This window comes from Kribbella sp. VKM Ac-2571 (genome assembly GCF_004362255.1).
GTDB classification, from domain to species: domain Bacteria; phylum Actinomycetota; class Actinomycetes; order Propionibacteriales; family Kribbellaceae; genus Kribbella; species Kribbella pratensis.
The window spans coordinates 195920-210751 of sequence record NZ_SNWS01000015.1; the positions used below are offsets into that span (position 1 = coordinate 195920).

14 protein-coding genes are annotated in these 14832 nt (G+C 68.8%); 10 read left to right on the forward strand and 4 right to left on the reverse strand.

Going from position 1 to position 14832, the window contains the following annotated elements:
• The first annotated feature begins 15 nt into the window (after nt 1-15).
• The 7 genes from EV651_RS29870 to glsA all read left to right on the forward strand — a co-directional run bounded on the left by EV651_RS29870 (nt 16) and on the right by glsA (nt 7597).
• On the forward strand, nt 16-489 hold the full coding sequence (locus EV651_RS29870; RefSeq protein WP_133788597.1) for a hypothetical protein: 474 nt from the start codon (nt 16-18) through the stop codon (nt 487-489).
• Entirely contained in the window at nt 474-983 is a 510-nt protein-coding gene (locus EV651_RS29875) for an RDD family protein (RefSeq protein WP_133788598.1), read from the forward strand. Before EV651_RS29870 ends, EV651_RS29875 begins: the two co-directional genes overlap by 16 nt.
• A gap of 83 nt (nt 984-1066) precedes the next feature.
• Nucleotides 1067-1549, forward strand: coding sequence for a DUF1269 domain-containing protein (locus tag EV651_RS29880; RefSeq protein ID WP_133788599.1), 483 nt, complete (start codon nt 1067-1069; stop codon nt 1547-1549).
• A gap of 69 nt (nt 1550-1618) precedes the next feature.
• The gene (locus EV651_RS29885; RefSeq protein WP_202870565.1) at nt 1619-3130 is read left to right on the forward strand and encodes a M17 family metallopeptidase; all 1512 of its coding nucleotides are present in this window, start codon (nt 1619-1621) and stop codon (nt 3128-3130) included.
• Nucleotides 3127-4791: an AbgT family transporter gene (locus tag EV651_RS29890; protein WP_133788600.1), complete on the forward strand. Its 1665-nt coding sequence runs from the start codon at nt 3127-3129 to the stop codon at nt 4789-4791. Before EV651_RS29885 ends, EV651_RS29890 begins: the two co-directional genes overlap by 4 nt.
• Before the next feature lie 18 nt (nt 4792-4809).
• The gene (locus tag EV651_RS29895; RefSeq protein ID WP_133788601.1) at nt 4810-6606 is read left to right on the forward strand and encodes an SLC13 family permease; all 1797 of its coding nucleotides are present in this window, start codon (nt 4810-4812) and stop codon (nt 6604-6606) included.
• Between the two features lies 1 nt (nt 6607).
• Nucleotides 6608-7597: a glutaminase A gene (glsA, locus tag EV651_RS29900; RefSeq protein ID WP_133788602.1), complete on the forward strand. Its 990-nt coding sequence runs from the start codon at nt 6608-6610 to the stop codon at nt 7595-7597.
• Nucleotides 7598-7600: 3 nt separating this feature from the next.
• Here the strand turns inward: glsA and EV651_RS29905 are convergent, their stop codons facing one another.
• The 3 genes from EV651_RS29905 to EV651_RS29915 are packed head-to-tail and all read right to left on the reverse strand — an operon-like array spanning nt 7601 to nt 11744.
• Nucleotides 7601-8710 (reverse strand): S1C family serine protease, encoded by a 1110-nt coding sequence (locus tag EV651_RS29905; RefSeq protein ID WP_133788603.1) that lies wholly within the window; start codon nt 8708-8710, stop codon nt 7601-7603.
• Nucleotides 8711-8729: 19 nt separating this feature from the next.
• Entirely contained in the window at nt 8730-10628 is a 1899-nt protein-coding gene (locus EV651_RS29910) for a hypothetical protein (protein WP_133788604.1), read from the reverse strand.
• A 57-nt stretch (nt 10629-10685) separates the two neighbouring features.
• On the reverse strand, nt 10686-11744 hold the full coding sequence (locus EV651_RS29915; protein WP_166658834.1) for a lysylphosphatidylglycerol synthase domain-containing protein: 1059 nt from the start codon (nt 11742-11744) through the stop codon (nt 10686-10688).
• Between the two features lie 111 nt (nt 11745-11855).
• Here EV651_RS29915 and EV651_RS29920 point away from each other — a divergent pair, with 111 nt between their 5' ends.
• Complete coding sequence (locus tag EV651_RS29920) at nt 11856-12083, forward strand: hypothetical protein (protein ID WP_133788606.1); 228 nt, start codon at nt 11856-11858, stop codon at nt 12081-12083.
• A 56-nt stretch (nt 12084-12139) separates the two neighbouring features.
• The gene (locus EV651_RS29925) at nt 12140-13507 is read left to right on the forward strand and encodes an amidohydrolase (protein ID WP_238157277.1); all 1368 of its coding nucleotides are present in this window, start codon (nt 12140-12142) and stop codon (nt 13505-13507) included.
• A 53-nt stretch (nt 13508-13560) separates the two neighbouring features.
• Here the strand turns inward: EV651_RS29925 and EV651_RS29930 are convergent, their stop codons facing one another.
• Nucleotides 13561-13767, reverse strand: a complete 207-nt coding sequence (locus EV651_RS29930; RefSeq protein ID WP_133788607.1) for a CDGSH iron-sulfur domain-containing protein — start codon at nt 13765-13767, stop codon at nt 13561-13563.
• Between the two features lie 59 nt (nt 13768-13826).
• On the opposite strand from EV651_RS29930, the gene EV651_RS29935 reads away from it, so the two are divergent.
• Nucleotides 13827-14804 carry an iron-containing redox enzyme family protein gene (locus tag EV651_RS29935; RefSeq protein ID WP_133788608.1) on the forward strand — a complete coding sequence of 326 codons (978 nt, stop codon included), beginning with the start codon at nt 13827-13829 and terminating at the stop codon, nt 14802-14804.
• Nucleotides 14805-14832 lie beyond the last annotated feature (28 nt).

The window sequence follows — 14832 nt, forward strand, 5'->3', positions numbered from 1 at the left end:
GACGGGAACGGCCCGATGAACCGCCCGACCGCGGTGCTGGGGCGGCTCGCCGGCAAGGTCACGGGCCGGGTCGTCGAGACCGTCCAGCCGGACCTGATCCTGTCCCACATCGACGTCGACGCCTTGGTGGACCGCATCGACGTCAACCGCGTACTCGACCGGGTCGACCTCGACCGGCTGCTCGACCGCATCGAGATCGACCGGCTGGTCGACCGTGTGGATCTCGAACGGTTGCTGGAGCGCGTCGACCTGGACGCGTTGGCGGAGCGCATCGACGTCGAGCGGCTGGTACGGCGCTCCGGCCTGCCCGGGATCGTGGTCGAGAGTCAGGCACGGCTGGCCGGATCGGTGCTCGACGTTGTCCGCCGGCAGTTGGCCGGGCTCGACGCCGTACTGGACATGCTCGTCGTGCGGCTGCTCCGACGTGGCCCGCAGCCGACCGCGCCACGGCTGCTAGCAGACGCGGAGCAGGCATGGAACAACGCCTGACGGTCAGCGGTCACTACGCAGGCGCCGTGAGCAGAGCCGTGGCGACCGTGCTCGACGTTCTCATCGTCGTCTCGTCGTTCACGATCGGCCTGGCCGGACTCGACCTGCTCACCACTGCCTTCTGGGGCCTGTCCGTACGGCGGCCGCCGTCGACGATCGGGCTCGGAGTCCTCGCGTTCTGTTACGCGTTCGGCTTTCTCGCGATCGTGGCCCGGACCCCGGGGCAGAGCCTCGTCGGACTGCGCGTCGTGCGATCCGACGGCGCCACGCTCCGGCCCGGCCAGGCCTTGCTCCGGGTGCTGGCGTTCCCGGTCAGCGTGCTGCCGGCCGGGCTGGGTTTCCTGCCGATCGTGTTCCACCGCGAACATCGTGCCCTGCACGACCTGATCGCGGGCACCGCGGTCGTCTACGACTGGGGCGACCGCCCCGCGCAGCTCCCTGCGCCGTTGTCCGGCTTCCTGGCCCGCGCCGCTCGCCCGGGGGACTCACCCTAATCGGAGGAGGACGACTGTGCGGGCGGTTGATGGGATAGGCGTCCGGCGCGGAAAGTCGTGGCGCCCTCAGGGAGGAGTCCGGCATGACCCATTTGGTGGTACTCGGCCTCGACAGTCGTGAGGACGCGGAGCGCGTCGTCCAGCTGACCGAGGAGCTGGCCAAGCAGGAGCTGTTGCAGCGAGAAGACGCCGCGATCGCCTACAAGGATGCCAAGGGCAAGGTGCGCATCCAGCAGACGATGAACCTGACCGGAGCCGGAGCGACCAGCGGTGCGCTCTGGGGCACCTTGATCGGACTCATCTTCCTCAATCCCCTCGCGGGGTTCGCCGTCGGCGCCGCCAGCGGTGCGCTGGCCGGCAAGCTCACGGATGTCGGCATCAACGACCAGCTGATCAAGGATGTCGGCCGGCAATTGCAGGAGGACCACGCCGCCGTGTTCCTGCTGGCCCGCTCGGCCACCGTGGACCGGGTCGTCGACGCGCTCAAACCGTTCGGACCGACGGTCCTCCAGACGAACCTGACGAAGGAGCGCGAGGACGAGCTCGTCCAAGCTCTGCAGAGCTGACCCAGCGGTCGAAGGCGACCGTTCCAGCGCGACCGCGGTACAGCGGAGGCTCCGGCCCGAGGAGATCTCGTGAACACAATCCCAGGCGACTTCGACCCGATTCCCTCGACGCGGCACCGCCCCTCGGTCGGCATCGGAACACTGAAGCAGGCAATGGAAGAGGCGGACGCGCTCGCGGTCCCGGTGTCGGCCGGCGCGGAGCCGGCCGAGGAGCTCGGAACCGACGCGGCCGGTCTGGCGTCGGCAGGCTTCACCGCGCAACGCGGCCAGACGCTCGTCCGGCCCACGGCGGACGGTCCGGTCCGGGTCGCCGTGGGCACCGGTACGCCGGATCAGCTCGACACCACGCTCGTCCGTGACCTGGCCGCCGAATTCGCCCGGGCCGTCCCCTGGCACCGCCGGCTCGCGATCGAGGTTCCCTCCCGCGACGTCGGGATCTCCGTCTCGGACTACGCGCAGGCCGCGACCGAGGGAGTGCTGCTGGCACGCTGGCGGTACTTCGTCGGCCGCGACGCCGATCGCCCGCTGCTCGAGTCGTTGCTGGTGGTGGCCTCCGACGAGCAGGCCGACGAGGTCGCCGCGGGGGTCCAGCGCGGCCGCGTCATCGCGGAGGCCTACTGCCTCGGCCGCGATCTGTCGAACTGCCCGGCCAGCACGCTGTCGGCCGTCCGGATGGCCGAGGTCGCCCTCGAGGTAGGTCCGCCGGCCGGGCTGGAGGTGGAGGTCTTCGACAAGGACCAGTTGATCGAGCTGGGCTGCGGCGGACTGCTCGGAGTCAACCGCGGCAGCGTCGAACCGCCGCGGATGATCAGGCTCCGCTACCGGCCGGAGCAGCCCACCGGCCGGATCGCCCTGATCGGCAAGGGCATCATGTACGACTCCGGCGGTATCAGCCTGAAGCCGAGCGACGAGTCGCACGCCCAGATGAAGAACGACATGACCGGCGCCGCGGCGGTCCTCGCGTCGATGACAGCGCTGCGTGCTCTGGGCTGTACGGCGGCGGTCACCGGCTACCTGATGTGCACCGACAACATGCCGTCCGGGTCGGCGCTGAAGCTCGGCGACGTCCTCAGGATGCGCAACGGTACGACGGTCGAGGTACTGAACACCGACGCGGAAGGGCGTCTCGTGATGGCCGACGCCCTGGCCCTCGCGACCGAGGAGCCAGTTGACGCCATCGTCGACATCGCGACGCTGACCGGTGCATGCCTGCGGACCTTCGGCGTCGAGATCGCCGGTGTGATGGGCAACGACCGAGGCGTGGTGGAGCAGTTGCGGCGCGCCGGCGACGCCGTCGACGAACCGGTCTGGGAGCTTCCCCTGCACCGTTCGTACCGCTCGCAGCTCGACTCACCGATCGCCGACCTCACGAACATGGGCGGCGTCAATGCAGGCTCCATCACCGCGGCACTGTTCCTCGAGGAGTTCGTGGACGGTCATCCGTGGGCCCACATCGACATCGCCGGTACGGCGCAACTCCCGCAGCCCCGGACGTGGCGGAACCGGGGCGCGACCGGTTCCGGCACGAAGCTGCTGATCGAGTTCGCCCTCGCCTTCAACCGCCCGGAGTCGTTGCCATGAACGCGAAGGCGGCCGCGGAGAAGCACGCCAAACCGAGCGCGATGCAGCGCGTCCTCGACGGAATCGAGCGCGCGGGGAACAAGGTTCCGCATCCGGCGTTGATCTTCCTCGCGCTGATCGTCATCGTCATCGTGCTGTCCCAGATCCTGTCCTGGGCCGGGACCAGCGTGACCACGGAGGTCGCCGAACCAGCGACGGTCCAGGTCGCACCCCAGTACCCACAGGGGACCAGCGTCCCGGGCAACGATGCCCCTCCGGCGCCCGCCGTACCGGACTTCAAGATCCACCACGAGACCATCACGGCAGAGAGTCTGCTGACCGGTGACGGCATCCGGTTCATCTTCACCACCGCCGTCCAGAACTTCAACGACTTCGGTGTGGTCGCCGTCATCCTGGTCGCGATGATCGGCGTCGGGGTCGCGGAGGAGGCCGGTTTGATCGCCGCCCTGATCCGCAAGATGGTGAAGGTCGCCCCCAAGGGCCTGATCACGTTCATCATCGTTCTGCTGGGCGGCATCTCCAGCGTCGCCTCCGACGCCGGCTACCTGGTCCTGATCCCGCTGGGCGCGGCCGCGTTCGCGTCCCTCGGGCGGCATCCGCTGGCCGGCATCGCGGCGGCGTACGCCGGGGTCAGCGCCGCGTTCTTCGTCAACATCCTGATCACGCCGGCGGACGGCATCATCACCGAGGTGACCAACGAGACGGTGGCGCTGGTGGCCCCCGACGTCCACCTCAACGTCACGCACAACTTCTTCTTCAGCATCGCCGCGACGCTGTTCTGCGCACTGGTGATGACGGTGATCACCGAGCGGTTGCTCGAACCCAGGCTCGGCAAGTACGACCCGGCCGAGGCGCCGTCCGACGCGCCGGTCGATCACCAGCCCACCGAGGAAGAGATGGCGCTGGAGTCCCGCGGGCTGCGGTGGTCGGTGTACTACCTGCTCGTAGCCGTTGCCATCGTCTCGGCGCTGACGTTCATCCCGGGCGCGCCGCTGCGCAACCCGGACACCGGTGAGATCTTCGGGTCGTCGCCGTTCATGAGCAGCCTGCTCTTCATCATCTCGATGCTGTTCCTCGCGGCCGGTCTCGGATACGGTCGCGGCGCGAAGTCGCTGACCGGCAGTACGAACGTCATCAACGCGATCGTGAAGACCTTCAACGGCCTCGGCGGACTGATCTTCCTGATGCTGCTGATCGCCCAGTTCATTGCCTACTTCAACTACACGAACATCTCGACACTGGCCGCCACCGGCCTGGCGGACCTGCTCGAGCGGGCCGACATCGGAGCCCTGCCGTTGCTGATCGGCTTCATCCTGCTCGTCTTCGTCATCGACCTGATCATGCCGGGCGTGATTCCGAAATGGGCGATCCTGGCGCCGATCTTCGTGCCGCTGTTCTACCGGCTGGGCATCGCGCCGCAGACCGTGATCGCGGCGTACCGCGTCGGCGACGGGCCGGCCAACGTGATCACCCCGCTGATGGTCTACCTGCCGTTCATCGTGCTCGTGTGCCAGCGGTACCGGAAGAAGGCGGGGATCGGCACCGTGGTGTCGATGATGCTGCCCTACACGGGCATCGTTCTGGTGACGTGGACGCTGTTCTACGTCGCCTGGTACGCCATCGGGATTCCGTGGGGCCCGGACGCTCCGGTGCACCGTTAGGCATTGTGGGCAGGGGTCATGGACGACGGAACGCTGAGCCTGATCATCCTCGGGCTCACCGTCGCCGTGTTCGTGTGGAACCGGCTGCCCGTCGAGGTGGTCGCAGTACTCACAGGTCTGGCGTTGTGGGCGACCGGTGTGCTCGGGTTCACCGAGGTACTCGCGGGATTCGGCGACCCGGTGGTGATCTTCATCGCGACGCTGTTCGTGGTGAGCGAAGGCATCGACTCGACCGGCGTCACCGCCTGGGCCGGGCAGACGATCGTGAGGTACGCCGGGACCACGCGGACCCGGTTGCTGATCGCCGTGACCGCCCTGTGCGCGGTGCTGTCGGCCCTGATCACCCTCAACGGTGCGGTCGCCGCGCTGCTGCCCCTCGTGGTCATGCTCGCGATCCGGATCGGCCAGCCGCCGTCGCGGATGCTGATGCCGCTGACGTTCGCAGGCAGCGCGGGCGCACTCCTGATGCTGACCGGCACGCCCGTCAACATCATCGTGTCGGAGGCGGCCGCCGATGCCGGCGAGGGCGCGTTCCCGTTCTTCTCGTTCGCCGTGGTCGGGGTGCCGCTTGTGGCCGGCACCATCGCCATCTCGATCCTGCTCGGTCCGAAGCTGTTGCCGGCGGCACGACCCGCCCATCCGACGGTGGACCTCGCCCTGCACGCGGAGACACTCGATCTTCACTACGCCCGGGCTGACGGCTTCTACCGGCTCCGTGTCCGCGAACTGTCGCCGTTCCTCGGCCGCGGCGTGCGCGATCTCGACCTGACGCCGTACCCCGGGGTCGCGATCGTCGGCGTCCAGAACGGAGCGGGTCAGTACCGCGTCGACGCTGCTCTCGCGGTCGACGACGTGCTGGTCGTGGCCGGCCCGAAGGACCAGGTCAGCCACCTGACCGTCGACTCCCGGCTCGCGGTCAGCATGGCGCCGGCACGGCTCGACGAGCTGATGAATCGCGAGGCGGGCGTGGTCGAGGCGGTGATCCCACCGAGGTCGTCGTTGGTCGGTGAGACGGTCTTCCCCGGGATGCACCGCGGACCGGACCTGGTCATCGTCGCGGTGCAACGGATGGGCAAGGACCGCGGCAACAAGCCGACCCAGCTGGCTCCGGGAGACGCGCTGCTCGTACACGGGGCGTGGTCCGCGCTGGACGAGCTCACCCGCGACCGGGACGTGCTGCTGGTGGACTCGCCCGAGCTCGTCCGGCGCCAGGCCGTGCCGTGGGGTGCCAAGGCATCGGTGGCTGTCGCGATCCTGGCCGCGATGGTGGTGCTGCTCGCGACGGGGCTGGTGCCCCCGGCGATGGCCGGTCTGCTGGCCGCCACGGCGATGGTGCTGGCCAGGGTCGTCCGGCCGGCCCAGGCCTATCGCGCGATCTCCTGGCAGATCGTCGTACTGATCGGCGCCTTGATCCCGTTGTCGGCCGCGATCCAGTCCAGCGGCGGCGCCGACCGGATCGCCGATCTGGTCATCGACGTGGTCGGTCCCGGTCGTCCGTATCTCTTGCTGCTCGCACTCTTCGTCCTGACCGCCGTCCTCGGCCAGGTGGTCAGCAACACGGCGACGGTGCTCATCGTCGCGCCGATCGCGGTGGCGGCGGCCCATGGCACCGGTACGTCGGTCAAGCCGGTGCTGATGCTGATCGCGGTCGCTGGTGCGGCGTCGCTGCTGACGCCGATCTCGACGCCGGCGAACATGATGATCATGAGCCCGGCGGGCTATCGCTTCTCCGACTACTGGAAGCTGGGACTGCCGATCATGGCGTGGTGGTTGCTCACGGCACTCGTCATCATCCCGTTGGTCTGGTCGTTCTGACATGCCGGCGCCGGGTCGGTACGTGTCGACCGGCGGCCTGCCCGCGCCTGTGACGATCGCCGAGCTGGTCCAATCGGCGTACGAGCGATTCCGTGCCGTCGGCGACGGCACGGTGAGTGATGTCTATCCCGCCTTGGCCCGGGTTGATCCGACCTCGTTCGGAGTCTGTGTCGCGGCCACCGACGGCCGGCTGTTCGAGGCGGGTGAGTCGCGCCGGCCGTTCACTGTCATGAGTGTCGCCAAGCCGTTCGTGTTCGCGCTGATCTGCGACGCGATCGGTGTCGACGCCGTACGCAAGCTCGTCGGCGTGAACGCGACCGGACTGCCGTTCAACTCGGTGAAGGCGGTCGAGCAGTCCGCGGCCGGCCGCACGAATCCCATGGTGAACGCCGGTGCGATCGCGACAACCAGCCTCACGCCGGGTGGCTCGGTGGAGGACCGCTGGCAGTTCCTCGTCGACGGTCTGTCGCGGTTCGCGGGGCGCGAGCTCGTGACGGACGACGACGTACTGGCGTCGGCTCTGGCAACGAACCACCGGAACAGGGCGCTCGCCGCGCTGCTGCGCAGTGTCGACGGCCTGGCCGGGGATCCCGCCGAGGCGACCGAGCTGTACACCAGACAGAGCTGCCTGTCGGTCACCGCGGCGGACCTCGCGGCGATGGGAGCGACGCTGGCGGACGGCGGCGTGTGCCCGACGACCCGGCAACGCGTGGTCGACTCCGACGTGGCTCGGGTGACGCTGGCGGTGATGACGATCGCCGGACTGTACGAGACGTCGGGGGACTGGCTGCTCGACGTCGGGGTTCCCGGTAAGAGCGGCATCGGTGGCGGCATCGTGACGGTCTCACCCGGTAAGGGCGCGCTGGGAACCTTCGGCCCGCGGCTGGATCAGGCGGGCAACAGCGTCAAAGGTCAACTCGCGGCACAGTTCCTGGCCCGCCGACTCGGCCTGGACCTGCTCGCCTCGCAGCCGGTCCCACCCGCGGGCTGAGCCCTACGGAGCGGCGAGCGTGAGGGTGGTGGTGGCGGACTTGCCGGCCCGCACATAGGTGAGCTCGAGGGTGTCTCCGGCCTGACGGGTCAACGTGGCGACGACGATCTGCTCAGCGCTGACGGCCGGGTCGCCGTCGATCTTGGTGATGATGTCGCCGGCCTTCAGCCCGGCCTTCGCGGCCGGGCCGCCGGTGTCGACCGCGAGCACGAAGAGCCCGGTCGGGGATCCTGCGGCCTTGGCCACCGCGGGTGGTATCTCCTGGACCTGGAGGCCGGTCGTCGGGTGGCCGGGTTGCCCGGTTCGGATCAGCTGGTCGGCGATCGGTTTCGCGAGGTCGACCGGGATTGCGAAGCCGAGGCCGACACTTCCGCCGCCACTGGTACCGGCCGCATCCGGGACTGTGGCGATGGCGGCGTTGACGCCGACCAGACGCCCGGCGCAGTCCACGAGGGCGCCTCCGCTGTTGCCGGGGTTGATGGCCGCATCCGTCTGGATGGCACCGATCAGATGGTGAGTCACCCCGTCGCCGGGCACCGGTACGTAGCGATCCAATGCGCTGACGATGCCGGAGGTGACAGTGCTGGACAGCCCGAGCGGAGCGCCGAGCGCGATCACCGGCTGGCCGACCTGCAGCGGTCCTGACGACCCCATGGCGATCAGCGGGTAGTCCTTCGCGCCGTCGGCGGCCTTGAGCACGGCTAGGTCGGTGCTCGGATCACGACCCACGATCGCGGCGTCCGAGCTCTGACCGTCGCTGTACTGGACGGAGACGCTGCCACCACCCGCGGCGACCGAGATGACGTGGTCGTTGGTCAGGATGTACCCGCCTGCTTTGAAGATCTGCCCGGAACCCGTGCCGGCTTGGGCGCCTCGGCGAGCTGAGATCGTGACGACCGACGGCAGAACCTGGTTCGCGACCGGGATCGCGGCGCACATCGCCGTACCGGGGTCCGCCGCATCGACGGATGACGACGCGGCCGCGGCACCGTCGCGGCGCCGGACGGTCACGACGACGAGCGCGATGACCAGCGCGGCCACGATCACGCCCTCCGCGATCACGATCCACAGCAGCCGGCTGCGGTCAGGCGGGGCTTGAGATTGCGGTGGCATGTCGCGCTCGACACTCCCTTCAGCCCTCTCGAGCGTAGGTTCGGGGTACGAGCGGCAGCTCACCCGATCCGGGTGACTGCAGAGCGACCACCCGGTCGAAGTACAGGTACGCGACGGCGGCGGACGCGACCGGCATCGCCAGAGCGAACAGGATCGACGACACGACGTTGATCAAGGTCGCCGGCCAGTCCGTGCCGAGCAGCATCGCGATACCCGCGGCGGGCCCGACCGCCAGCGCGAGCCCGACGACGATCGCCAGTGGTACGGCGGTTCGCCACCACCGTCCCTTCACCAGCATGCGGCTGCGTCTGAGCGACGTACGGCCGGAGCACTGCTCGGCCACGACGGCTGGTATGGCAAAGGCCCGACTCACCGCGTAGTAGATGGCGACAGGGATCGTCGCGACGAAGATCGTGAGGACGGTGATCACCAGGAGGTACTGCCCCGCTGCGCGGGTCAGCGGTCGCCGGTCCGCAACCACCCGGCGCAGCGCGGCGTCGGTCGTCGCCGGGACCCCTCGATCCAGTTGGTCGAGCGTCGCCGTGACGGCCGCCAGCAGAGCGACGTACGTCGCCATGGTCAGGATCGTGACACCCAACGCGACCAGCGAGGCCCAGAAACCGGTCGCATTGTCGGTCGGAGCGCCGAGATCGGCGGGCGCGTCGTGCCTGGCTGTTTGCAGTCTTGCCAACAGCACGGTCACCAGGCCGAGCACCGCGAAGGCCGTGGCGAAGCCCGCGAACAGGCCTGGTCGGAGCCGGAACAAGCGCAGCGCGGCAACGATCGCCTGGCCCCACGCCCGCCGCTTCCGTGCCGGAAGAGGATCGGCGTCGCTCCAGCGGGTCCGGCTCGCCGCGAACCAGATCAGCACCACCAATGCGGCGAGCAGGAGGCCGAGCAACCAGGTCCGGTCGAGTGTCTGGCGGAGCAGGACCGATCCGGTGCCGATCGCCGTACAGAAGGCGCCGGTACCGCTCGGCCCCAGCACGGTGCCCGCCGGCACCGTGTTGCTGTCGTCGCGCCAGGTCGACTCGGCGTCCTGGATGGGCGCGGTCCAGGAGGTCTTCATGTTCGGTCCGGTCGGACCGTCGAAGAACGACCGCTGCCGTTCGCCCCAGCGTCCCTCGAAGGCCAGCCAGGGATACTGCTTCAGATAGTCGGCTCGGGCCATCGGCACGTAGGCGACGCGGGGCCGGATCGCGGGCTGTGGTCTGGTGGTGTCGTCGCACCCCAGGCCCTCCGAGCCGCGGCCGAGATACAGGCGGCGGCCGTACTTGTTGGCGTGCGAACCTGCCGCGGGATAGACGACCGGATGCGTCTCGTCGACGAGCTCGAGCTTCGCGTCGCCCCACCTGGCACGTTCCGCTCCGCCGTGCTGGCTGAAGCCCACCGCCGTCGGATGTGTCGCCAGCGCGGCGGCAGGCGTCGCCGCGTCGAACACGAGCCGGATCGACTCCCAGTCTCCTTCGTGCGTGTTGTTGTAGTCGTTGAAGACGTAGAAGAACCAGTATTCGAGCGAGAGCTGCCCGGGGAAACCGGGATCCGCTGCGACATGTGCGTAGACGGTCGCCGGATGCGCGGCATTGATCCGCGCGGACCACTCGGCATAGTCGCAGCCCGGCCGGAGGGGATCGCCGGGAAAGTCCAGGAAATGCCCCGGGAACCCGCGGCCGAGGTCGCCGGCGGTCGGCTGCGACTTCACCAGGTCGGGTGGTCGCCACGGGCCGCGAAGTGCGACCTGCTGGTCACCCAGGACAGCTTCGACATCGGTGGGCTGGAACTGCTCGCCGTTCGCGCAGTCTGCCGAGTCCTTCTGGAGCCTGACCACGGGCGAGTACCGCTCGGCCAACATCCGTGCGGCAGCGTCTTGCGGGCCGTCCGCGGCGACGGCGTGATCAGGGCGCCAGAGGATAGTCACGGTGATGATGGCGGACAGTGCCAGTGCCAGAGCCCGCCTCCCGTAGATCACCGCGTCTCACCCGATCCGGGTGATGTTGCCGCTGCTGGAGCGTCGCCAGCAGAGGATCGCGAGCAGGCCTACGGCGACCGGCACGAACTGGACGGCGACTCGCCAGACGAGCAGTCCCGCCACGAGATCCGTCGCCTCGATCGCACTGTGGTTCGAGACGAAGGCGGCGTACGTCGCATCCAGAACTCCCGCGCCCATCAACGGCAGACCGGTCAGCGGATAGATGACCAGGAAGCTGCAGAACAGGATCAGCAGGACCGGGCCGTCGACCTGGACGCCGACGAAAGCCAGACAGAGCACGAGAACGCCTGCCTCTACGACGATCAGGACCAGTTGACTGAGTACGGCGAGCCAGCCGCGCTGCCGCATCCGATGCGCACTGTGCGACTGGAACGAGACCAGCCGCTGCTCCCACACCTCGGGTCCTGGACGCGCTGGGCGTACTCGGCGGATCAACCGCCCCAGCAGGCGTCCGAGCATCGCGGCGGTCCGCTCGGCACGCAAGGCGTACAGCGTGCCGGCGAGGAGTGCGGCGGCGCCTGCGCCGAACACCAAGGCGGACCACGCGAAGGGCGCATAGAACTCGCGGCCCGCCCAGAAGACGGCAAAACCCATCACGGGTGCACCCAGCCGGGCGATGTAGAACAGGATGGTCCCGAGGGTCAGTCCGGACGCGGCGTCCGTACCGTCGATGCCCCACGATCGCAACATCGCCAGCCGGATCACGACGTCGCCGGGAGAGGGAGCGATCGTGGCGACGGCCGCCGCGGCGACATCGCTGACCATCGCTCGCAAGTAGCTCAGACCGGCGATGAAGAGCGCGATCGGAGCGGCGAGGACCGAGCGACGGATCAGCATCGCGACCAGGAGTACGGCGATCTGCCAGAGGCTCAGGTGGGTGAGGGCATGCCAGACCTCATGCCAGTCGACGCCGCGGAGCAGCCGGAGCAGCAACCAGGCCACGACCGCGACGAGAACCACCCGGCCAAGGCGTACCAGCGGCTTCGGGATCCTTCGCGGTGCCGGAGGAACGGCCGGCAGCGCCGGCTGCGGGGACTCGGCCACATCAACCAGCCTGCGGTCCGCAACCACGGCGACCATCCCCCGATCCGGGGGAGTCGCTGACGCGCCGGTCGCAGCAGAGTCGTGGCGCCGGGCCGTGAAAGGGGCGTTCCCATGGGCCACTACGTCATCCGGGTCAATGGCAACCTGTCGCGCGAACTGACTGACGCGTTCCCTTCACTGGCAGCGGATGCAGAGCCGGCGCAGACAGTTCTGCACGGCTACCTGGCCGACCAGGCGGCGCTGGCCGGCATCCTCAACCACTTGGACATGCTCGGCGTCGACATCATCGAGGTCATGCAGGTCCCACCGGCCCGTCGGCCGGACGGCGGGGTGGAGTAGTCACGACATCACCCGGATCGGGCGAGGTCGGCACACCGAAGGATGCGGAGTCTGGGATGCAGGGCGGGACGTGGATCGCCCGTCCGAAGAGCCGATTCCTTCGAACAGCGCCCGGGAACCCCACGTCGTTTCGGGTGACGAGGCCCACGATGAGCGATTCCTTCGATCTCGCCGAGGTTTACCGTGACCTGCACGCCCATCCGGAGCTTTCGCTGCAGGAAACCCGTACCGCCGGCATCGTTGCCAGGCACCTCGGCTCGTTCGGCTACGAGGTCACCAGTGAAGTCGGCGGCACCGGCGTCGTCGGCGTGCTACGCAACGGAACCGGCCCGGTCGCGCTGTTGCGCGCCGATATGGATGCACTGCCGGTAGCGGAGCAGACCGGCTTGCCGTATGCCAGCACGGCCCGCGCGACCGACCACGCCGGCCATGATGTTCCGGTGATGCACGCTTGCGGGCACGACGTGCACGTCACCTGCCTGCTGGGCGCAGCTCAGATGCTTGCCGCGGACACCAGCAGCTGGCGGGGAACCCTCCTCCTCGTGTTCCAGCCGGCCGAGGAGCTCGGCCGAGGCGCCCAGGCAATGGTCGACGACGGTCTGTACGACCGGTTCGGCACCCCCGATGTCGTACTCGGCCAGCATGTGGCACCGCTTCCTGCCGGAGTGATCGGCCTGCGTGCGGGTCCGTCGTTCGCCGGGGCCGACACCTTGGAGGTGACCATGCACGGGCGGGGCGCACACGGCTCGCGGCCGGAGGTATCCGTCGATCCGGTCGTGATGGCGGCGGCAACGGTCATGCGGCTCCAGACCGTGGTTTCCCGGGAGGTCGCCGGTGCCGACACCGCCGTACTGACCGTCGGCGCGCTGCGTGCGGGCACGAAGGAGAACATCATTCCCGACGACGCCGAGCTGCTGATGAGTATCCGCACCTTTGATCCAGACGTGCGCGAGACCGTCCTGTCCGCCATCGAACGCGTCGTCAACGGAGAAGCCGCGGCCTCCGGTGCGCCGAAGCCACCGGAGATCGCGCGCACCATGTCCTTCCCGGCGGTCGTCAACGACGCGGACGGCGTGGCACGCACCCGCTTGGCGTTCGAGGACGAGTTCGGCGTTCAGTCGGTCGTTGATCCCGGCCCGGTGACCGGCAGCGAAGACGTCGGCGTGCTCGCAACCGCGGCGGCCGCGCCCTGCGTGTTCTGGCTGCTCGGCGGCGCCGAGCCGAAGGCGTTCGCCGGTGCCACCGACATCGCCGCGTTGCAGAGGGTCGTGCAGGGGTTGCCGTCGAATCACTCGCCCCTGTTCGCCCCGGTGATCGAACCCACCCTGCCGACAGGCGTGACAGCACTGGTGCGAGCCGCTCGGACCTGGCTTGGAACGGTCGCGCGCGCTGCTACCTTCAACGCGCGCGACCTCGGCAGCTGATAAACCCGCGGGTGTTTCAGTACCTGCTCATCCGGTGCCCCGCAAGCCCCCGATCATGTATTGCTGGTCGGTTTCTTCGGCGGGCGGGCGATCGGCAGGGTGTGGGTGCCGTCGCAGAACGGAGGGATGCCGCTGCGCCCGCAGCGGCACAGCGCGATCGTACGGCGACCGGCTGGTATCGGATCGCCGTTCTCGTCCAGGAGGTCGAACTGGCCGCGGACGAGCAGGGGACCGTCGGGGTAGGCACGGATCTCGGTCATGTAGTCGCGGTACCCACCGGTGAGCGGTTCTACGAAGAACCTGCGGGTACCGAACCAGCATGCAGCTACCACCACCACGGGGGCCGCTCAGCACCTGGCTGACGACGAGTCTCAGACAATCCGATGCGGCCCGACCCGTCGAGGTCGGCGCGACCACGTGTCCGTACGCCGATGACGACCTTCAGCTCGCGCTCTGGGTCGCCTACGAGTTGTACTACCGCGGCTTCGAGGACGTAGATCCCGAACGCCAATGGGATCCGGACATCATCGCGTTCCGATCCAGCATGGAGCGGCCGTGGAGCGAGTGGCTGGAAGCGAACTGCCGCGTCACTCCGAGCGCGCAACCTGTCGCGACCCAGCTACGGACGATGATCGACGCCGCCGACGGTCCGCGACTGGCGCCGTACCTGCGTCGGCATGCGACCCGCGAGCAGTTCCGCGAGTTCGTGCTGAACCGGTCCGTGTACCAACTCAAGGAGGCCGATCCGCACAGCTTCGGTATCCCGCGCCTGGACGGTGCCGCCAAGGCCGCGCTGGTCGAGATCGAGGCCGACGAGTACGGCGGTGGCCGGCGCGAGCGGATGCATTCGGAGCTGTTTCGCACGACGATGCGCTGGCTGGGCCTCGACGACGCGTACGGTCGGTACGTTCCCGACGTACCGGCTGTCACGCTGGCCGTGTCGAACGTGATGTCGCTGTTCGCGCTGCATTCTCGGTGGACGGCCGCACTCCTCGGTCACTTGGCGGCGCTCGAGATGACCTCCACACTTCCCAACCGGCAATACGCGACCGGAGCCGCGCGGCTCGGTGCCTCGGAGGACCAGGCCCGCTACTTCACCGAGCACGTCGAGGCCGACGCCGTCCACGAGCAGATTGCCGCGCACGACCTGTGCGGCAGCTACGTACAGGAACACCCCGACGCGATCGGCGACGTACTGTTCGGCGCCCGTTGCGCTCTGACACTGGACGACCTCTCGGCCGATCACCTGCTGACCAAGTGGAACGCAACCACACCTTCAGCCCGCCGCTGCGGCTGACGAGCATCGTTTCTCACCGGGTACCGGG